At 60.0% G+C, this 20,772-nt stretch carries 15 protein-coding genes and 1 other RNA gene; 8 read left to right on the top strand and 8 right to left on the bottom strand.

Annotated elements, in window-relative coordinates:
- Positions 1-27 precede the first annotated feature (27 nt).
- Positions 28-210: non-coding RNA, 6S RNA (gene ssrS / locus BN1123_RS20635), on the bottom strand.
- A 15-nt stretch (positions 211-225) separates the two neighbouring features.
- The gene (gene zapA, locus BN1123_RS01165; protein WP_026458364.1) at positions 226-561 is read right to left on the bottom strand and encodes a cell division protein ZapA; all 336 of its coding nucleotides are present in this window, start codon (positions 559-561) and stop codon (positions 226-228) included.
- 173 nt (positions 562-734) lie between these two features.
- On the opposite strand from zapA, the gene BN1123_RS01160 reads away from it, so the two are divergent.
- The 6 genes from BN1123_RS01160 (at position 735) to gcvP (ending at position 9,164) form a co-directional block, all read left to right on the top strand.
- Entirely contained in the window at positions 735-1,304 is a 570-nt protein-coding gene (locus tag BN1123_RS01160; RefSeq protein ID WP_042024943.1) for a UPF0149 family protein, read from the top strand.
- A gap of 213 nt (positions 1,305-1,517) precedes the next feature.
- Entirely contained in the window at positions 1,518-2,756 is a 1,239-nt protein-coding gene (gene ubiH / locus BN1123_RS01155; protein ID WP_042024942.1) for a 2-octaprenyl-6-methoxyphenyl hydroxylase, read from the top strand.
- A gap of 77 nt (positions 2,757-2,833) precedes the next feature.
- Positions 2,834-4,102 (top strand): FAD-dependent 2-octaprenylphenol hydroxylase, encoded by a 1,269-nt coding sequence (locus tag BN1123_RS01150; protein ID WP_042024941.1) that lies wholly within the window; start codon positions 2,834-2,836, stop codon positions 4,100-4,102.
- A gap of 429 nt (positions 4,103-4,531) precedes the next feature.
- Complete coding sequence (gcvT, locus tag BN1123_RS01145) at positions 4,532-5,629, top strand: glycine cleavage system aminomethyltransferase GcvT (protein ID WP_026457263.1); 1,098 nt, start codon at positions 4,532-4,534, stop codon at positions 5,627-5,629.
- Positions 5,630-5,706: 77 nt separating this feature from the next.
- On the top strand, positions 5,707-6,096 hold the full coding sequence (gene gcvH, locus BN1123_RS01140) for a glycine cleavage system protein GcvH (RefSeq protein WP_026457262.1): 390 nt from the start codon (positions 5,707-5,709) through the stop codon (positions 6,094-6,096).
- Positions 6,097-6,287: 191 nt separating this feature from the next.
- Entirely contained in the window at positions 6,288-9,164 is a 2,877-nt protein-coding gene (gene gcvP, locus BN1123_RS01135) for an aminomethyl-transferring glycine dehydrogenase (protein ID WP_042024939.1), read from the top strand.
- A 166-nt stretch (positions 9,165-9,330) separates the two neighbouring features.
- Here the strand turns inward: gcvP and BN1123_RS01130 are convergent, their stop codons facing one another.
- The 3 genes from BN1123_RS01130 to BN1123_RS01120 all read right to left on the bottom strand — a co-directional run bounded on the left by BN1123_RS01130 (position 9,331) and on the right by BN1123_RS01120 (position 14,524).
- Positions 9,331-10,983: a methyl-accepting chemotaxis protein gene (locus tag BN1123_RS01130; protein ID WP_042024938.1), complete on the bottom strand. Its 1,653-nt coding sequence runs from the start codon at positions 10,981-10,983 to the stop codon at positions 9,331-9,333.
- Between the two features lie 585 nt (positions 10,984-11,568).
- Positions 11,569-12,867 carry an anaerobic sulfatase maturase gene (locus BN1123_RS01125; protein ID WP_042024937.1) on the bottom strand — a complete coding sequence of 433 codons (1,299 nt, stop codon included), beginning with the start codon at positions 12,865-12,867 and terminating at the stop codon, positions 11,569-11,571.
- 115 nt (positions 12,868-12,982) lie between these two features.
- Entirely contained in the window at positions 12,983-14,524 is a 1,542-nt protein-coding gene (locus tag BN1123_RS01120) for an arylsulfatase (RefSeq protein WP_082037439.1), read from the bottom strand.
- 520 nt (positions 14,525-15,044) lie between these two features.
- Here BN1123_RS01120 and BN1123_RS01115 point away from each other — a divergent pair.
- Positions 15,045-15,794 (top strand): class I SAM-dependent methyltransferase, encoded by a 750-nt coding sequence (locus BN1123_RS01115; protein WP_042024935.1) that lies wholly within the window; start codon positions 15,045-15,047, stop codon positions 15,792-15,794.
- Between the two features lie 110 nt (positions 15,795-15,904).
- Here the strand turns inward: BN1123_RS01115 and BN1123_RS01110 are convergent, their stop codons facing one another.
- Together BN1123_RS01110 and BN1123_RS01105 are read right to left on the bottom strand one after the other, a co-directional pair.
- Positions 15,905-16,150: a hypothetical protein gene (locus BN1123_RS01110; protein WP_042024934.1), complete on the bottom strand. Its 246-nt coding sequence runs from the start codon at positions 16,148-16,150 to the stop codon at positions 15,905-15,907.
- Between the two features lie 92 nt (positions 16,151-16,242).
- Positions 16,243-17,574, bottom strand: coding sequence for a GAF domain-containing sensor histidine kinase (locus BN1123_RS01105; RefSeq protein WP_042024933.1), 1,332 nt, complete (start codon positions 17,572-17,574; stop codon positions 16,243-16,245).
- Positions 17,575-17,758: 184 nt separating this feature from the next.
- On the opposite strand from BN1123_RS01105, the gene BN1123_RS01100 reads away from it, so the two are divergent.
- Positions 17,759-19,096: an MFS transporter gene (locus tag BN1123_RS01100; protein WP_224212389.1), complete on the top strand. Its 1,338-nt coding sequence runs from the start codon at positions 17,759-17,761 to the stop codon at positions 19,094-19,096.
- A 103-nt stretch (positions 19,097-19,199) separates the two neighbouring features.
- Here the strand turns inward: BN1123_RS01100 and BN1123_RS01095 are convergent, their stop codons facing one another.
- Positions 19,200-20,582 carry an amino acid permease gene (locus tag BN1123_RS01095; RefSeq protein ID WP_026456096.1) on the bottom strand — a complete coding sequence of 461 codons (1,383 nt, stop codon included), beginning with the start codon at positions 20,580-20,582 and terminating at the stop codon, positions 19,200-19,202.
- Positions 20,583-20,772 lie beyond the last annotated feature (190 nt).

Here is a 20,772-nt window from a genome sequence, read left to right as displayed (position 1 = left end):
TCACCATGGTGACGGGCTTTTTGCTGTTGGAACCCCGGAGATGCCGTTGCCGGTTTGGGCCCTTGAACCGTCGGTTCAAGGCGGGGATCGGATCTGACCGCAGGCTTCTCGGTCGTGCCGAGCATGCGCAATAGCCAGAAGGCAGATCCCCTGTTTGGTATGAATATCGGCTCGGGGACTTGAACCGGCTGACAAACACCCCAGGGAATTTAAAACGGTGCGAGATTAGGGCTGTTGCCCCTCTTCTTCGCTGGAATCACCATACTGTCCGTGCTCTATCAAGGCCGCTTCTATGGTGCGTTGCAGCATCTTGATCCGCTTGTCCATGGTCTCAGAGTATTGGTGGTTTTTCTCTTTTTCAAGGCAGAGCTCATGGCAAAAATTGAGCGCCGCCATCACAGCAAGCTGTTCGTTGCTGGAGACTTTGGAACGTTGACGCAGGTCGATCAATTTTTCGGTCAGCTGCTCGGCGGCCTGGCGCAGGGCATCCTGTTGTCCCAAGGGACAGGATACCTTGTAGGGACGTCCCAAAATGACGATTTCTACGGCCTCTGTGCTCATGCCTTCCTCAATACGGCGAAGAAACTTTCCGCCTTTATCCACGTGGACAACTGGGCGGGACTATATAGCGCAGATGCATAACTTTCAAGGCCTTGCTGGCTCTGGAAGAGGGAGAATGCTAGGATCCTGACCATAAATTTTGCAAACTTGCATGAACTTTGAGCGGATCCACTATGAGCAAGACAACCCCCCTTAACTATGCGGCCGTGACGGCCATCATGGAGCAGCATGAGCTGATGGCCAGTGCGGTCGAGGCTCACGGTGTGATCTGTGGTCTGGTATGTGGTGGCGTGGCGCTGGATGAGAAGAGCTGGGTGCCCCATTTCAACGATCTGGTGAACGACGGATTCGGCCTGCCGGCCCCGGTGCGCCAGCTGATGACCGATCTTTATCACAATGTGGTCGAGAGCCTGATGGCGCAAAAAGGGGTCGAGCTGCTGTTGCCCGGCGACGAGACGCCGCTGGATGAGCGCATCGATTCGCTGGTGGACTGGTCCCAGGCGTTTCTGGCCGGTTTCGGTGTGGTGCAGCAGGAGCTCTCCCGCGCCTCGGAAGAGCTGCAGGAGATGATCCAGGATATCGCCAGCATCACCCAGGTCTCTGCCGAGTTCGATCAGGAAGATGACGAGAACGAAGCCTCCTTCCTGGTGCTCTACGAGCACGTCAAGCTGGGGGTCATGATGGCCTTCGAAGAGTTTGGCAAGCGCCCGGACAGCCCGGTTACCCCGCCGACCCTGCATTGATGGGCAGATTGTGGTGACAGATCACCCTTTGTCACCTACTGAAAGAACAGAGCGCCCCGTGGCGCTCTTTTGTTGTGGCAAAGTGATTGCAACGTGATGGCAAAAGCTGACTAACCCTGTGAGCTGACACTGGTTTTTTGCCGCCCACCGCGCAATCGGCCTCGCCCTTTGTGGTAGCATGAGGCCACGTTTTTGACTTCTCCTTCTCTGCTTATGTCCCAATCTGATGTGCGACAGGTCGATGTGACCCTGGTCGGTGGCGGAATGAGTGGTGCCGTGCTGGCGCTCTCTCTGGCTGCCCTGCGCAAGCCCGATGGGTCGCCCCTGTCGATCCTGCTACTGGAAGCCAGTGCTCCCGACATCCATGCCTCTGCACCGGCTCATCCCGGTTTCGATGCCCGCGCCATCGCGCTGGCGGCGGGCACCTGCGAGGCGCTGGAGCGGCGCGGCCTCTGGCATCTGTTTGCTCCTCACTGCGCCCCCATCACTCACATTCATGTCTCGGATCGGGGCCACTGCGGCCAGACTCGTCTGTCAGCGGCCGAATACGGTCTGGCCGCCCTGGGTCAGGTCGTTGAACTGGCGGCCGTGGGTCACGCCTTGCAGCAGGCCATGGCAGCTTGCAAGCAGATCCGGGTGGTGTGCCCGACTCGGGTCGGCGATATCCAGCCCCGGCAGGAGGCGGTCAGGCTCACGCTTGAGAGCGGCGAGCAGGTAGAGACCCGGCTGCTGGTGGCGGCCGACGGGGGCAACTCCTTCGTGCGCCAGCACTTCAAGCTGGCGGTGACCCGCCACGATTTTGAACAGAGTGCCATCATCGCCACCGTCAAGACCGCCGAAGATCCCGCCGGCCGCGCCTTCGAGCGCTTTACCGAGCAAGGTCCCCTGGCCCTGCTGCCGATGCAGGAGGGGCTCTCCTCTTTGGTCTGGAGCGTCGCGCGTCATGAGGTGGACGAGCTGATGGGGCTGGATGAGGCCGCGTTTCTGGCCCGCCTGCAGGCGGCGTTTGGTTGGCGGCTGGGACGTTTCGAGCGCACCGGTCAGCGCCACGTCTATCCGCTGGTATTGACCGCCTGCGACTATCCGCTGGCCCAGCGCACCGTGCTGGTGGGCAATGCCGCCCACGCCCTGCACCCTATCGCCGGTCAGGGTTTCAATCTCGGCATGCGGGATCTCGATCTGCTGACCGACGCCATCACCAGCGCCCTGGCGGCGGGGGAGGATATCGGCAGCTTTAGCGTACTCAATGGCTACTGGCAGCAGCGCAAGGTCGATCAGGCGCAGACCGTCTGGCTCACCTCCTCGCTGGCCCAGCTCTTCTCCAATGGTCATGATCCCCTGGTGGCGGGACGCAATCTGGCGCTCTCCCTGATGGGGCGGCTCCCCTGTCTCAAGGCGCCGCTTGCCTCCCGTACCCTGGGCTTTGTCGCCGATGTGTGTGGCAAACGTTAAGGCGCCCGGGGCCAACTTATGCTGAAAGGGGAGGTGCGATGGCGCCCCCTGCTGGCCAGCCATGAAAGGAACAGATGATGCAGATGCAAGAAGTGGATGTGGTGATTGTCGGGGGTGGCATGGTGGGCCTGGGGCTTGCCGCAGCCCTCAAGGAGAGTGCCCTCAAGGTGATGGTGGTCGAGGGGCGCTTGCCCGACTCCGAGCTTGGCGAGGTGGCCGATAACCGGGTCAGCGCCCTGAGCCTCGCCAGCCAGCGCATCCTGCAGCGGGTCGGTGCCTGGTCCGGGGTTGCGGCGCGCCGCCTGCAGCATTACGACAAGATGGCGGTGTGGGAGCAGGACAGCTTCGGCCATATCGATTTTGATGCTGCCAGCCTGCGCCAGAGCGCCCTCGGCCATATCGTCGAGAACCGGGTCATCCAGCTGGCGCTGCTGGAGGCGATCGAGGGTGCCAGCAACATCCAGCTGCTCACGCCGGCTCGCGCCAAGAGTCTGCAGAGCGGCCCGGCGGGGGCCCTGCTGCTCCTTGAAGATGGCCAGGCCATCGCGGCGAAACTGGTAGTGGCTGCCGATGGCGCCCACTCCTGGGTCCGTCGCCAGGCCGATATTCCGCTGACCAGCTGGGATTACGGCCATCACGCCCTGGTGGCAACGGTGCGCTGCGCCGAGCCCCATCAGGCGGTGGCCCGCCAGATCTTTACCCCGGAGGGGCCGCTCGCCTTCCTGCCCCTGTGGCAGGGGGATCTCTGCTCCATCGTCTGGTCTCTGCCTGCCGCGCGGGCCGAGGCGCTGTGCGCCTGCGACGATGAGAAGTTCAATCGCCAGCTCACCGCGGCATTCGATGCGCGGCTCGGCCTGTGCAAGGTGGAGGGGCCGCGCAGCGCCATCCCGCTCACCGCCCGCTATGCCCGCGACTTTGCCCGCGAGCGGCTGGTACTGGTGGGCGATGCCGCCCATACCATACACCCGCTGGCAGGGCAGGGGGTCAACCTCGGCCTGCTGGATGCCGCCGCCCTGGCTGAGCTTATCCTCGCCAACCAGCGTGCCGGCAAGGATATCGGCCTGCAGGCCAACCTGCGCAGCTACGAGCGCTGGCGCAAGAGCGAGGCGGCCAGGATGCTGGCGGCGATGGAGGGGCTCAAGCGACTGTTTAGCGGCGCTCACCCCCTCAAGAAGCTGGTGCGCGGGGTGGGATTGCGTGCGGCCGATCTGCTCACGCCTTTCAAAGAGGGGGTGATCCGTGCCGCCATGGGGCTGGAGGGCGAATTGCCCGCCCTGGCCCGTCCCGAGTGGGTGCCGGTGACACCGGTCAACCCGGTGCCGCGGGCCAAGCTTTCGCCAAAATGATGAAAAAAACTAATATTACCCGGCTTTTTTTATAAAAAAAGTAATCTGGCAAGGCTGATGCCCCTGACGAGGCGTCAGCCTTTAATTTTGGTGCAGTGCGAAACGTTTTTCTGCAAATTGTGACGAAACGGTGAAAATCGAAATTTAATCTCGACTTCTTCCGTTTACGGCTGTTTTTATCTTGGCGTTTATCTTAGTGTCTGGAAGCACTTAAACGGGAGGGGATTAGTTTTTTTTGAGCGGCGCATGGGCCCGCTTGGCATATAATCCGTCCCGTTCAAGGAATCCCTCTTGCCCGGCAAGGGCAGGAGCGAGCACAGACCCGGTGACCGGCTCTCTTTGCTGTGAAGGCTTATCTTTGCAGTGAATCGGGCGGGTTGCGAGAGTTGTCGCTAACGCTAAAGGGCTTTTTGCTAAGGAAAGAATGCGATGATCCAGACTACTGTACTGCATCCCAAACACCTGGAAGCCGGCGCCAAAATGGTGGACTTCCATGGTTGGGAAATGCCCATCAACTACGGTTCCCAGCTGGAAGAGCACCACGCGGTGCGCAGCGACGCTGGCATGTTCGATGTCTCCCACATGACCATCGTCGATCTGACCGGCGAGCGGGTCAAAGCCTTCCTGCAACACCTGCTGGCCAACGATGTGGCCAAGCTGACCGTCTCCGGCAAGGCCCTCTATAGCGGCATGCTCAATCCCGAAGGGGGCGTCATCGACGACCTCATCACCTATTACCTGACTGATACCTTCTACCGCCTGGTGGTCAACTCCGCCACCCGCGAGAAGGATCTGGCCTGGATCCGCCACCACGCCATCGATTTCGATGTCACCGTGACCGAGCGCCCCGAGCTCGCCATGATCGCGGTGCAGGGCCCCAACGCCAAGCTCAAGGTGGCCTCCGTCCTGAGCGCCTCCCAGCGCACCGCCGTGGTGGGGATGAAGCCCTTCTTCGGCGTGCAGGCCGGCGATCTCTTCATCGCCACCACCGGCTACACCGGCGAAGATGGCTACGAGATCGTGGTGCCGCAAGAGAAGGCGTGCGATCTGTGGCAGGGGCTGCTGGATGCAGGGGTTGCCCCCTGCGGCCTGGGCGCGCGGGATACCCTGCGTCTCGAAGCCGGCATGAACCTCTATGGTCAGGACATGGACGAGTCTATCTCTCCGCTCGCTGCCAATATGGCCTGGACCATCGCCTGGGAGCCGGCCGATCGCCAGTTTATCGGCCGCGCCGCGCTGGAAGCGCAGAAAGCGGCGGGCAACCAGCACAAGCTGGTGGGCCTGGTGATGGAAGAGAAAGGGGTCTTGCGTGCCGGCATGGCGGTCACCTTTACCGGTGCCGATGGCGAGCCGCGGGAAGGGGTGATCACCTCAGGCTCCTTCTCCCCGACCCTGGGCTACAGCATCGCCCTGGCGCGGGTGCCCCGTGACATCGGCGCACAGGCCCAGGTTGAGATCCGCAAGAAATTGGTTACCGTGAAGGTGACCAAGCCCGCCTTCGTCCGCAATGGTCAGGCGCTGGTGTAATGATTGATGGCGGCGCAGGAAGGTCCTGCGCCGCGCCCTTTTGTAAAAAGTGATCCAAGTACATTAAGGAAGCACAAATGAGCCATATCCCGAGCGAACTGAAATATGCCACCTCCCACGAGTGGATCCGTGTCGAAGCCAACGGTGAGGCCGTCGTCGGTATCACCGAGCACGCCCAGGAGCTGTTGGGGGACATGGTGTTTGTCGAGTTGCCCGAGGTGGGTAAGCAGGTCAGCGCCGGTGACGACTGCGCCGTGGCCGAGTCGGTAAAAGCCGCCTCCGACATCTACAGCCCGGTGAGCGGCGAGATCATCGCCGTCAACGAAGAGCTGGAAGGCAGCCCCGAGCTGGTCAACTCCGATCCGTACCAGGCTGGCTGGTTGTTCCGCATCAAGCTGGATGACGCAGGCGAGCTGGCCAACCTGCTGGACGCCGAAGGCTACCAGAACGTGGTGGACGAAGAGTAATGCCTCCGGGCCCTGCACAGCGTGCGGGGCCCTTTTGTATGACGGTCTGCCAACGAGCGGGCCGCAGGATGCCGGCGCGCATCCGCCACAATGGGATAACAGTTCCATTGCGGCACCCATGAACATGAGTGGAGTCGGTCCAGGCCGACTATCAGTGCTTTTTATCAGGATTTATGAGCAGGAATAGGGAAATGACCCAGTCATTGTTTGAACTCGAGCAAAAAACCGATTTCATCCGCCGTCACATCGGCCCGGGTGAGGAAGAGCTGCGCGTGCTGTTGGCCGAAGTGGGTGCCGAGAGCCTGGACGATCTGATTGAGCAGACAGTCCCGGCCGCCATCCGTCGTCCCGGCCCTCTGGGGATCGGCGCCAGCATGACGGAGGTGGAGGCCCTGGCTAAGCTCAAGGGTTACGCCGCCCAGAACAAGATTGCCAAGAGCTATATCGGCATGGGTTATCACGATACCCACGTGCCCCATGTCATCCTGCGCAACGTGCTGGAGAACCCGGGCTGGTACACCGCCTATACCCCCTATCAGCCCGAGCTGGCCCAGGGCCGTCTCGAAGCCCTGCTCAACTTCCAGCAGCTGACTCTGGACCTGACCGGCATGGATCTCGCCAGCGCCTCCCTGCTGGATGAAGCCACCGCCGCTGCCGAAGCCATGGCACTCGCTAAGCGGATGGCCAAGTCCAAGTCCAACCTCTTCTTCGTGGCCGACGACGTGCATCCCCAGGTGATCGACGTGGTCAAGGAGCGGGCGGTGCACTTCGGCTTCGACGTGGCAGTCGGTGCCGCCTCTGATGCGGTGAGCGAAGAGGTGTTCGGTGCCCTGTTCCAGTACCCCACTACCACGGGTGAAGTCAAAGATCTGCGCGCCCTGATCGCCGCGGTGCAGGCCCAGAAGGGCCTGGCCTGCGTCAGCGCCGACATCTTGTCGCTCTTGCTGCTCAAATCCCCGGGCGAGCTGGGCGCCGATGTGGTGCTGGGCTCTGCCCAGCGTTTTGGCGTGCCCATGGGTTACGGTGGTCCTCACGCCGCCTTCTTCGCCACCCGCGACGCCTACAAGCGCTCCATGCCGGGCCGCATCATCGGCGTCTCCAAGGATGCCCGTGGCAAGAATGCCCTGCGCATGGCGATGCAGACCCGCGAGCAGCATATCCGCCGCGAAAAGGCCAACTCCAACATCTGTACCGCCCAGGTGCTGTTGGCCAACATGGCGAGCTTCTACGCCGTCTACCACGGTCCGGTGGGGCTGAAAACCATCGCCTCCCGCGTACACCGTCTGACCAGCATCCTGGCGCTGGGGCTGAAAGCCAAGGGCGTGGCCCTCAAGCACGACAGCTGGTTCGATACCCTCACTGTGCTGACAGCGGGCAAATCAGAGCTGATCGCCAAGGCCGAGGGGCTGGGCATCAACCTGCGCGCCGATCTGGATGGCGCCGTGGGGGTGTCGCTGTCCGAGACCACCACCCGTGATGACGTGGCCGAGCTGTTTGAGTTGTTCCTGGGTGCGGGCCACGGCCTGGATCTGGAGGCGCTGGACAAGGCGGCCCAGGCCCATCACGCCATCCCGCAGGATCTGCTGCGCACCGACGCCGTGCTGACCCACGAGGTGTTCAACAAGTACCACTCCGAGACCGAGATGCTGCGTTACATCCACCGTCTCGAAGCGAAAGATCTGGCGCTCAACTACGCCATGATTTCGCTCGGCTCTTGCACCATGAAGCTCAACGCCACCGCCGAGATGATCCCGGTGACCTGGCCCGAGTTCGGCAAGCTGCACCCGTTCGCCCCGCTCGAGCAGGCCAGGGGTTACCAGCTGCTGCTGGCAGACCTTGAAGACTGGTTGGTGAAAGTGACCGGCTACGATGCGGTCTGCATGCAGCCCAACTCCGGTGCCCAGGGCGAATACGCCGGCCTGCTCGCCATCAAGAAGTACCACGAGTCTCGCGGCGAGGGGCATCGCGACATCTGCCTCATTCCGGCTTCTGCCCACGGTACCAACCCGGCGTCTGCCCAGATGGCGGGTCTCAAGGTGATCGTTACCGCCTGTGACAAGGCCGGCAACGTGGATCTCGACGACCTGCGCGCCAAGGCGGCCGAGGCGGGGGATCAGCTCTCCTGTCTGATGGTGACCTACCCCTCCACCCACGGGGTGTACGAGGAGACCATCAAGGAGGTGTGCGACATCGTTCACCAGTACGGTGGTCAGGTCTATCTGGACGGCGCCAACATGAACGCACAAGTGGGCCTCACTGCGCCTGGCTTTATCGGCGCGGACGTCTCCCACCTCAACCTGCACAAGACCTTCGCCATCCCCCACGGTGGTGGCGGTCCGGGCATGGGCCCCATCGGCGTGAAACAGCATCTGGCACCGTTCGTGGCCGGTCACGCCGTGGTCAAGACCGACAAGGAGAGCCGTGACAACGGCGCCGTATCGGCCGCACCGTTCGGCTCGGCCAGCATCCTGCCCATCAGCTGGATGTATATCGCCATGCTGGGTGACGAGGGGCTGAAGAAATCCACTCAGGTCGCCATCCTCAACGCCAACTACCTGGCCAAGAAGCTCGGCGAGGCCTTCCCGGTGCTCTACACCGGTCGCAACCATCGCGTTGCCCACGAGTGCATCCTGGATATCCGTCCGCTCAAAGAAGCCTGTGGCATCAGCGAGATGGACGTGGCCAAGCGCCTGATGGATTTTGGCTTCCACGCGCCGACCATGAGCTTCCCGGTGGCGGGTACCCTGATGGTTGAACCGACCGAATCCGAATCCAAGCGCGAGCTGGATCGCTTCGTCGAGGCGATGATCGCCATCCGCGCCGAGATCGCCAAGGTGCAGGACGGCCACTGGAGCTTGACCGACAACCCGCTGGTGCACGCGCCCCACACTCAGGATGACGTGATGGACGAGCAGTGGAACCGTGCCTACAGCCGCGCCGAGGCGGTCTTCCCGTCCGACGCCGTGCGCGCCGCTAAGCTGTGGCCGTCGGTCAACCGCATCGACGACGTCTACGGCGATCGCAACCTGTTCTGCTCCTGCGTACCCACCGAAGATTACGCCAAGTAAGAAGAGGCGTTCGCGGCTAAAGCGCCGTGACCTTGTGAACCATAAGGCCCTGCATCAGCAGGGCCTTTTTTATGTCGCTCGGCGAAAGAAAGTTAGAGAGGCATAAAAAAACGGCGCCATTGAATGGCGCCGTGAAAATAGGGGGAGCTTGTTGTTGGTATAGGTATCAGGTCAGGCTGAAACGGCCGATGCTCTGCTGCAGGTGAATGGCCAGTTTATTGAGATCCTGGCAGGCCTGGGCCGTGTGTTGCGCACCCTGGGCGTTCTCGTCGGCGACCTCGTGAATGGTGACCATGTTGCGGTTGAGCTCGCCCGTCACCGTGTTCTGCTGCTCGGTGGCGCTGGCAATCTGGGTGTTCATGTCGGTGATATGGGTCACCGCCTCGTTGATCTTGCCGATGCTATTGCCCGCCTGGCGTGCCAGCTCGACGGAAGTCACCATCTGGTCGCGATTGGCCTGCATGGCATTGCCGGCATCGATGGCGCAGTTTTGCAGTATCTCGATGATCTTGTTGATCTCGCAGGTCGAGTCCTGGGTGCGTTTGGCCAGGGTGCGTACCTCATCGGCTACCACGGCAAAGCCGCGACCCTGTTCACCGGCGCGCGCAGCCTCGATGGCGGCGTTGAGGGCCAGCAGGTTGGTCTGATCGGCGATGCCGCGGATCACGTCCAGTACCACGCCGATATTGCTGCTCTCCTGCTCCAGGTTGTGGATCACCTGGCCGGTCTGCTCCAGCTGGCTGGAGACCTCTTCGATGCTGTCGATGGCATCCAGCACGACCTGATTGCCCTGATGGGACGCTTCAAAGGCGTGCTGTGCCGCGACGGCTGCGTCGGTGGAGTTGCGGGCAACTTCATGTACCGTGGTCTGCATCTCGTTCATGGCGGTGGCGACCTGGGCAATCTCCTGCTGCTGCTGATGCATGCTCTGGGAAGCCTGAACCGAGATGGTGCTTACCTCTTCCACGGCGCAGCTCAGCTGGCTGACCGAGGCGTCGATATCGTTGACCAGGTCGGTCAGCCCCTCCTTCATGTGGCGGATGGAGTGGGCAAGTTGGCCAATCTCGTCCTTGTGGAAGCGGCCCTGATCGAACCAGTCACACAGGGTGCCGCGCCCCAGACGGCCGGACGCAATCTGCTGGGCCTGATCGGCCAGCATCAACAGGGGATCGCGGATCTGGCGAGTCAGGATGGTGGCGAACACGACCACGGCGATGACCCCCAGCAGTAGGGTGATCATGATGTTGAGGCGTGCGTTGCTATAGGCCTGTTCGGCCATGCTGCGCCCTTCGACCGCATAGTCCTGGTTGATCTTGATGAGTGCCTCGACGGCCTCGTGGAGCTTGTCGTAAAGGGGCGTGCCATCGCGCAGGAACATATAACGTGCGTTGAGGGTATCACCTTGTTCCAGAGTATTTTTTACCTTGTAGTAAAAATTCAGGTAATTGCGCCAATCGGATTTCAGATCTTCGAAAAGACGGGTCTCGTTTTGATCAAATAGCGTCTTGCGATATTCCTCGAGCAGCATGTCCATTTGTGCCGGCTTGCTGTCCATGATGACCCGATATTCATTTCGTTTTTGCTCATCATCGAAATTGACGAAATAGAGCAATTCATGGCGACGCAGATCGGTCGCGACATTGCGAATATCGTTGGCGCGATTGATGCTGGGGATCACCGCATCTGTGATATCCAGCGTCTGCGTGTTCATATTCTCGAACTGCAGCAGGGAGAAGCCGCCGATGGAGGCCAGCATCAGCCCCAATACGATGAATGCGGCGCTCAGCTTCTTGCCGATGGTCATGTTGTTGATGGACATAGAGGATCCGAACTGTGAGTGTGATTTTTCCTTCCGAAATAGCTGCACTCATCCCGCCAAAATAAATTAAGGCAAGAGAGAATCAGGGGTCCTTGATATAGCGCGGGGTATTGTTTTTTATTATTTAACTTGAGATTTCAGGTGAAACCAAAAGGTGAATTAATTTCTACTATATAACAAAAAGGCATGTTTGGTCAAATGTAATGAGTCGATTAATATCATTATGGATGGTAAATCGTTTTCTTTTTTTTATGTTCTGCTAGATGTATTCAGTCTGTTTTTTAAATGAAATTGAACGTTGCAAAATGTAACGTAATTTATTTTTGGTCAGACCAGATAATAGGGGGTGAATAAAAGGACTGGGAGTTGGAAAAATAAAAATCAGAATTGTCAGTTATTTATTGGCGTTAATACCCACATGGGGTTAGCCATAAAACATGGCGTGCCGGGCAGGGCAGGTAAAGAGGGGCAACCCACCGTGATGGCCGATGGGTTGGAGAAGGTTGGAGAAGACAAGAGGCTGACAAAGAGACTTGATACAGAGAGCGAAAAGGTGGACAAACGTTGGGCGGCCATGCCCGGTGCTCATCTACCCTGATCCTGTTCTTTCAGCACGTGGGCGATGCCTGCCAGTATGGGGGCCGCGTAGTCGAAGAAACGCTTTATCCCAGGGCAGAGGTAGTTCAGGCCAATCTCGCCATCCGGGGCCCTGACCAGACGATTCTTGGGGCATTCGCCCCAGCAGAGCGTCAGGTAGGGGCACTTTAGGCAGTAATCGGGCAGGCTGTCCCGCTTGGACATGCCAAATGCCTCCTGGCGGGTGGAGAAGGCCATGTGGCTCAAGGGGCGCTGTTTGATATCCCCCAGCCGATACTCCGGATAGACGAAGTGATCGCAGGAGAAGACGCTGCCATCGTGCTCAATGGCCAGGGCCTTGCCGCAAAACTCGGCGGTGACGCAGAGCTGGGAGGGGTATCCCATGGTTTGGGCCACGGCGGTTTCGAACAGATTGACCAGCACGCGCCCCAGGTCGTTGTTGACCCACTCCTCGAACACGGTTGCCAGAAAGGTGCCCCAATCATCGGGATCCACCGACCAGTCCGTGACGATCGACATGGGGTGGCCGGGTTTGCTCAGCTCGCTGCCAACCAGGGGCAGCATGCTGTCGTTCCAGAATTGCGGGGCCGTGCGTTTGAAATCGCTGGCCTCGACGCAGGGGGTGAACTGGATGTAGCTGGCCCCCAGCTCCCGGGTCAGAAAGCGATACACCTCGAGGGGATATTTCGCATTGTGCCGGTTGATGACGGTCAGGGCATTGAAGGGGATCTGATGTTTGCGCAGCAGATCGGCCGCCGCCATCACCAGATCGAAGGTGGGTTTGCCGCTGCGGGTCACTCGGTATTTGTCGTGCAGTGCGCGGGGCCCGTCGATGGAGAGGCCAACCAGAAAGCCGTGCTCCTTGAGAAACCGGCACCACTCGTCATTGAGCAGGATGCCGTTGGTCTGCAAGTCGTTGCGGATGCTGACCCCGGGCGGACAATACTTTTGCTGCAGCGCCACTATCTGGCGAAAGTAGTCGATGCCGAGCAGGGTCGGTTCACCGCCCTGCCAGGAGAAGACGATCTCGTCGCCATCCTGTCCCTCGATGTAGCTGCGGATGAAGGTATCCAGGGTCTCTTCATCCATCCTGGGTTGTCTGGGTTGATGGAGCAGGTCTTCCTTGTGCAGGTAGAAGCAATATTGGCAATCAATGTTGCACTTGGAGCCCCCCGGTTTGGCCATGACGTGGAAGCGGCGGGTATAGGCGCCGCTGTTGTCACGGCTGGCGGTTTTGAGCGGGGTGACGTCCAGGTGCGTCGTGTCACGGGTCCGGATTTTGTTCATCGTTACTCTTCTGATGACGACGGGCGAGGTCGATACGGGATGAAAACCTGACGAAAGGGAAAGGTGTCAGCCAGCGGGAAGAAGATGGCGGAGGGATGGCCCTCCGCCGTATCGTTTACTGCTGGGTTTTCTGCATGGCTTCCTGAATGACCTTGGCCATGTCGAAGGTGGTGCTCCCCTGAACCGGCGGATACTTGACCAGGGTGTTGACATGCTCGCCAACCATCTCGCTGACCGGTGCCAGCATCCAGGACATTTTCTGCACCAGGTGGCCGTTGGCATCGATGGAGTCGTAACTCTCGAACGGATCGGCTCTCAGGTTGTAGAGCTTGGGCTTGGAGAGGGGCTTGAGGTTGTCATAGTAGTTCTCTGCCACCGCGAAGTGGAACTTCCAGGGGCCGACCCGCACCGCCGAGAGCTTGTCCTCGAAGTAGTAGAAGATGGAGTCGCGAGCCGAGTCCTTGCTCTTGCCTTCCCAGTAGGCGAGGTTGTTGACGCCATCTATGTACTGTTTCTTCTCGTCCATCATCTTCTTGCTGACGTCAGGAACGCCAGCCGCCGCTGCCAGGGTGGTAAAAAGATCCTGGTGACCCTGGATTCCATTGAGGACGCCACCCGCCGGGATCTGTGCCGGCCAGCGTGCCATCATGGGCACCCGGACGCCCCCTTCATAGGTTGTCATCTTCTCGCCGCGGAATGGCGTGGTGGCGCCATAAGGCCAGGAGGAGTGTTCCGGACCATTGTCAGTGGTATAGATGACGATGGTGTTCTCTTTCAGACCCCGTTTTTCCAGCTCGTCGAGCAGATAGCCGATGTCGCTGTCGTGCTGCATCATGCCGCTACCATGGTAGTCGTATTCACTGGTGTACTGCTCGGCAGCATAGCGCCACTTGTCGTTGAGACGGGTATAGAGGTGCATGCGGCTGGTATTGACCCAGGTAAAGAAGGGCTTGTCTTCCTTGAGCGAGTTGTCGATGAACTTGAGGGCGGCCGGGATCATCTCGGCGCGGTCGAAGTCCTTCATCCGCTCCTGGCCCAGCGGGCCGGTATCGGTACATTTCTGTTTGCCGACTTCGCCGAAACGCGGGTCGACTGTTTTGTCTTCGGTCTCGGTGGCATAGCAGTGCAGGACGCCGCGGGTACCGAACTTCTTGCTGTACGCCTCCACCGAGCCAGAGTACTTCTTGGCAAAATTCTGGTAATCCCGTTGCTCGTGTTCTTCTTGTGTATTGAGGTGATAGAGGTTGCCGAAGAATTCGTCGAAGCCATGGACGGTCGGCAGGGCAAAGTTGTGATCCCCCAGGTGGTTCTTGCCAAACTGGCCGGTCTTGTAGCCGACGGCTTTGAGTACTTCGGCGAGGGAAGGAGACTCTTTTTTCAGACCCAGGGCACCACCAGGCATGGCAACCGTCGTCATGCCGGAGCGAATGGGGTACTGGCCGGTCAGGAAGGCGGCGCGGCCCGCCGTCGAACTTGGCTGGGCGTAGTGATCGGTGAACTTGACGCCTTCGTTGGCGATCCGGTCGATATTGGGGGTGGTGTAACCCATGGTGCCCATGCCATAGGCGCTGACGTTCTGCCAGCCGACGTCATCGCCGAAGATGACCAGAATATTCGGTTTGTCCGTTTTTGCCATGACACCGGCGGAGAGGATCATGCTCACTGCCGCAGATATTTTTCCCAATTTCATGTTGTCGCTCCATCTAGTCTCAAAAGAAACCTCATCATCAGCCGAACGGCCTGTACATCCATTACACAGCAGCACATTGAGTCCGGTACACCAAGATACTGTACCCATGTGAACAATGACACGCCACGCCCCAGCTTATTACGCAGACACTGACTAATAACCAGAGTGTCAGTTGCGAAATATGAAGAGTGTGATGGAGCTCTCATGAGGAATATTCAAACATGACTTCTGTTCAGGTCATGGTATGAACGTCTGATGAGGCCAAAGGGGAGGGAGCCTCTCTTTATGCCGGCTCAACAACAGGTCAATCTGGTCATATTGATAGGCTGGCGCCAGTGCCATGAATAAATACGCAGACTCTGGCCCGCCGCGATTCGACTCGCCAAGGCCGTGAACGTCGTTGTTGGCCTTGAAGCCTGAGCGTATGGAGGGCCTGGCTGGCAGTCGCAGGAACGTTATTGTGTGACAGCATAATGAGGAGTGATGGATGGACAATACCGAACGATTTTCAGCCCGCGTCGAAGCCTATGTGAAATACCGCCCCGGCTACCCGTCAGCCATGCTGGATTTTCTGTCCGATGAGCTGGCTATGGGGTCAGAGACTCTGGTTGCCGACATCGGGGCGGGTACCGGCATACTGACGGCGCTGCTGTCCCCCAGGGTGCGTCAGGTTTTGGCCGTTGAACCCAATCCGGATATGCGTGCGGCGGCGCAGCAGCTGCTGGCCGAGGTTCCCAATGTCGTCTGTCATGATGGTCGGGCCGAGGCAACCGGCCTGCCGGATGGGTGTGTGGATCTCGTCACGGTCGCCCAAGCGTTCCACTGGTTCAATCGCCCGGCCTTCAAGGCCGAGTGTCGCCGCCTGCTGAAGCCAGGTGGCAGAGTGGCCCTCATCTGGAACGACAGGCTGACGGACACCGAATTTCTCAAGGCCTACGAGGGCGGGCTGCGCACCTATTCCGGCGACTATGAGGAGGTCAATCATCGCAACCTGGGGGAGGATGACTTTGCCGCCTTCTTCGAGGAGGGCTATCGGCTCAGCCGGTTCGACAACTGCCAGTATTTCGATCTGGATGGGGTGCTGGGTCGGCTCAACTCCTCTTCCTATGCCCCCGCTATCGGCACGTCGGCTTATGAGCAGTTGACGGCACTGATCCGCCGCGAGTTTGCGCGCTGGGAGCAAGATGGCCGGATTGCCTTCAATTACAGCACCCTGGTCTACAGCGGCCGAGTCTGACGCTATGGGTTGGCAGGGCATTTATGTCAAGGGTGCCATTAATAGCAGAGCCCTCACCGTGGCCGGAGAGGGCTCTGTTGCCATCTGTTGCCCCGGGGAGTGGGCACGCGTCAGTGGTTCTCTATCTCCAAGAGAGCCATGGCTTTGGCCAGCGCATCGACGGATTCCTGATGCTTGCCCGCCTGGTGCAGAGACTCCCCTTCGGCGCGCAGCTTTTTCACCTGTGCCAATTGCTCGGCACTGAGGTCGGGGGCTCTGGCCAGGGCATCGTCAATCTTCTTCATGTCGGCAGGGCAGTGAAAGGCGAGCGCGCCGCCGGCAAAGAGCAGGGTGAATACAAACAGGAGTGATTTCATCTTGATTACCTCGCTGGGGGACATCTGCAAGAATAGACGTCGTCAGGGCGCAACGAAGGCCCGTGTTTTGGATAGACGGCACAGGAGCGTTGTCACAGGCGACCCGGAGCCATGCGCGGGAAGGTCAGGGTAAAGCAACTGCCCTCTCCCGGGGCCGAACGTACCGTCAGGCAGCCTCCCAGTACCGAGGTGGCGATGCGGCGGCAGATGGATAACCCCAGCCCCGAGCCACCCTTGCCCAGGGTGGTGGTAAAGAAGGGATCGAAGATGTGGGCCAGTACGTTGGGGGCCATGCCCTGACCGTTGTCCAGCACCTCCAGACAGATGGTCTCCTTGTCCTGATAGGCGCTGATCACTATTCGCCCATCCTGCCTGCTCCCTATGCCATGCACGGCGGCGTTGTGAACGAGGTTAAGCAGGACCTGGCTCAGGGGGCCCGGGTAGGTGTCACAGAGAAGTCCCTCACCGACGGTATTTTGCATGATCACACGGTCATAGCCCTGTCCGGCCTTGAGGTTGGCCAGGTTGTCGTCGATGAGGCGCTTGAGTTCGAAGCTACGCCGGCTCTCCGAAGTCTGATCGATGGCCACTTGTTTGAAGCTCTTGACCAGCTTGGCTGATTGGGTGATGGCCTGCAGCGCCAGCTCGCTCATCTCCTGGGTGGCCTGGATAAACTCTTCCAGAGTGGCGCGGCGGATCGTCTGTGCCCCCAACTGGGCGGCCAGTTGTCGCGTTCTCTCCTGCAGGGCCGTGGTGGCGATCAGGGCATTGCCGATGGGGGTGTTCAGCTCGTGAGAGATACCGGCCACCATGGCCCCCAGTGCCGCCAGGGTTTCGGTGTGGATCAGCTCTTCCTGGGTCTTTTTCAGGCTGTCGAGGGTTTGGGTCAACTGCGCCTTGTGCTGTTCGAGATCTTCCTGCGTCTCATGAAGACGAATATTGTCGTAGAGGGTATGCATGCTCTGCTGCACCGAGTCACGAAATTGCCAGAGCAGTTGCCGGTAGAGACCGCCGTAGTCGTTCTCCTCCCGGCTCAGCACGCAGATGGTGCCGAAGATCCGGCCATCTGGCCAGCAGAGCGGCAGACCGCAGTAGGAGATCATGCCGAGCTTGATGTCCGGATTGTGATCCCATTCGGGATCCTTGAGGGCATTGGGAACGAGGAGCTCCTGGCGGGTATCCATGACCCGTTCGCAATAGAGCCCGGAGTCGAGGTGCTCACGTGCGCCGGCAGGGTAGCAGTTGTCCGGCGTCTGGCTGGTGATGAAGACTTCGATCTCGTTGGGATGTACCCGCATGATGAGCCCGGCCGGCACCTGAAACAGCTCAGCCATCAGATTGATGGTTTTTTGCCAGGAGAGACGCAGGGAGTCCGGGATCTCGAACTCGGGGGCGATCGGGTACTTGGCGATGCTCGCAGACATTAAGGCGTTCCTGTTTGCTGGGACTATGGTGAGTGGACTCTATTTCCCATTCTAGTTGTCCGGTTCAGGCCGTGCGCGCCATGGCTTGGCAAATGCCGCAGGGTTGAAGCGAACCGGAAGCAAACGGTACCATGATCCTTTCGCCGAATTATTCGCCACCCTTATTCATCTTACTGGAGTGCCCATGACCCTCAGACGATTGTTGTCCCCCCTGACCAGTCTGGTGATCTTCATCCTGGGGCACGGCATGTTCAACACCCTGTTGACGGTGCGCCTGTCGGCCGAGGATGTCTCGGCCCAGGCCATCGGCCTGGTGTCGGCCGCCTATTTCGGTGGCCTGGTGCTGGGGGCTTTCGTCAACGCCCGCCTCATCATCCGGGTGGGGCATATCCGGGCCTATGCGGCCTATGCCTCCCTGCTCTGCTTTCTGTTCCTGTTGCACGGCATGGTGGTCGAACCCATCAGCTGGGCGGCGATGCGTCTGGTGGGGGGATTTGCCACCGGCGGCCTGTTCGTGGTGCTGGAGTCCTGGATGCTGGTCTCGAGTACCCCCGCCAACCGGGGGCGGTTGATGTCCCTCTACATGATCCTGCTCTACGGATCCCTTGCCATGGGGCAATTGTTGCTCAAATGGATCGATCCTATGGTGCTCACCCCCTTTGCCCTGTGCGCCATGGCCGCCACCCTGTCGGTGGTGCCGCTCGCCATCTCGCGGGTGGCCATGCCCGCCATGGTGGCGCCGCAGCCGGTCGGGGTGCGTGAGCTGGTGCGCCTCACCCCGGCAGGGATGGGCAGCAGTTTTACCTCGGGCCTTATTTTGGGGGCTATCTATGGCTTGCTGCCCCTCTATTTTGCCGATACCGGGGCCTCCCTCTCCCGGGTGGCGGACATGATGGCGCTGGTGATCCTGGGGGGCATGTGCCTGCAGTATCCCATCGGCCGCATGTCAGACCGCTTCGACCGGCGACTGGTGATCCTGCTGCTGTGCAGCGTCTTGACTCTGCTTGCTCTTCTGATGGTGGCGCTGCCCGTCGGCTGGCGTGAGCCGATCACGGGGGCCCTGGTGTTCCTGCTCGGGGGCATGGCGTTTTCCATCTATCCCCTGAGCTTGAGTCACGCCTGTGACGAACTGCATCCGGATCAGGTGCTGGGGGCCAACCAGGGGTTGCTGCTCGCCTACAGCATGGGGGCCATGATAGGCCCGCTGCTGGCGCCGCTCCTGATGCGCCCCTTCGGGCCAGAGGGGTTGTTTCTCTACTTTGCCCTGTGCGGGGCGCTGCTCGCCACTTACCTTGGCTGGCGCAAGCGGCAGCGGGCGCCCATTCCGCTGGACGAACATCAGGTGTTTATCCCTGTGCCGCCCAATACCCCCATGACCGCCGAGCTGGAGCCGAGAACCGATCTGGCGGGGGAGGCTGTGCCTACCTCCTATGCCACTCCTGATGCTCCCCTTGACACGGCTCCCGAGAACACTCCCGACCTGACTTCCGGCAACACTGGGGAGGCCAGAGAGGGGACCTAGCCACTTCCCCGTTTGGCCATTTGCCATGGTCAACGAGTCTTACCAGACAATAAAAAACGCCGATCATCCGATCGGCGTTTTTCTTGTTTTGTATTGCTTGGGGTTAGCCGAGCTCGGCGACGGCCTTGCTCTGGGCCTGGCTCTTGCGCTTGATGGCAAAACCCACCCCCAGCACCACCAGCCACACGGGGATCAGCTCGACCGAGATGCGGGTGCCCTCGTTCAAATACATGATCACCAGGATGGCGGCCATGAAGGCGAGGCAGAGGTAGTTGCCAAACGGGCTCCACAGAGCCTTGAACTTGGTGGTGACCCCTTCGGCGGCCTTGACCTTGCGGAACTTGAGGTGCGCCAGGCTGATCATGGCCCAGTTGATGACCAGGGCGGAGACCACCAGGGACATCAAGAGGCCGAAGGCCTTGCCCGGGATCAGGTAGTTGATCAGCACGCACAGCAGGGTGGCGGCGGCCGAGATGGAGATGGCGGTCAGGGGCACGCCGCTCTTGTTGGTCTTGAGCAGCGCCTTGGGACCGTTGCCCTGCTTGGCCAGTCCAAACAGCATGCGGCTGTTGCAGTAGACGCAGCTGTTGTAGACGGAGAGCGCGGCGGTCAGCACCACCAGGTTCAGCACGTTGGCCACCAGGTTGCTGTCCAGGGCGTGGAAGATCATCACGAACGGGCTGCCGCCTTCCACCACCTTGCCCCAGGGATAGAGGGAGAGCAGTACGGCCAGGGCACCGATGTAGAAGATGAGGATGCGGTAGATCACCTGGTTGGTGGCTCTGGGGATGCTCTTCTCCGGGTTGTCGGCTTCTGCCGCCGTGATGCCGACCAGCTCCAGGCCGCCGAAGGAGAACATGATGAAGGCCATGGCCATCACCAGACCGCCCACGCCATTGGGGAAGAAGCCGCCCTGGGCCCAGAGGTTGCTGACCGTGGCCTCGGGGCCGCCGCTGCCGGAGAGCAGCATCCAGCCGCCAAATCCGATCATGCCGAGGATGGCGACCACCTTGATGATGGCAAACCAGAATTCCATCTCGCCGAACGCCTTGACGTTGGAGAGGTTGATGGCGTTGATCAGCACGAAGAAGAAGGCGGCCGACATCCAGGTCGGGATCTCGGGCCACCAGTACTGGACATAGATACCCACTGCGGTCAGCTCGGCCATGCTCACCAGCACGTAGAGCACCCAGTAGTTCCAGCCGGAGGCAAAGCCGGCGAAGTCACCCCAGTACTTGTAGGCGAAGTGGCTGAACGAACCGGCAACCGGCTCTTCCACCACCATCTCGCCAAGCTGGCGCATGATGAGAAACGCAATGAAGCCGCCGATGGCATAGCCCAGCAGCACCGAAGGGCCCGCCATCTTGATGGTGTCGGCGATGCCGAGAAACAGGCCGGTGCCGATGGCGCCGCCCAATGCAATCAACTGAATGTGGCGGTTTTTAAGGCCGCGTTTCAGCTCTTCGCCGTCTTGTTTCAAATCCATGGTCTGTCCTTATCTCTCAATTGTCTCTGTCGGTGTTGGGCTCATCCTGAGCAGGCCGCTATGCGTAGCCAAAACCTGACGAAAGCTGTATTTATTTCGTTACGACATGCGTTTTGTGATTTTTCATGCTGTCTGGTAACGCAAGCAGAATAGTGATAATCCGCCATAAATGCACCTATTTTCCATGTTG

Source organism: Aeromonas enteropelogenes, assembly GCF_000819845.1.
Taxonomy (GTDB): domain Bacteria; phylum Pseudomonadota; class Gammaproteobacteria; order Enterobacterales; family Aeromonadaceae; genus Aeromonas; species Aeromonas enteropelogenes.
The sequence above is the reverse complement of the archived record's forward strand: the minus strand, read 5'-3'. Positions and strand labels throughout refer to the sequence as shown.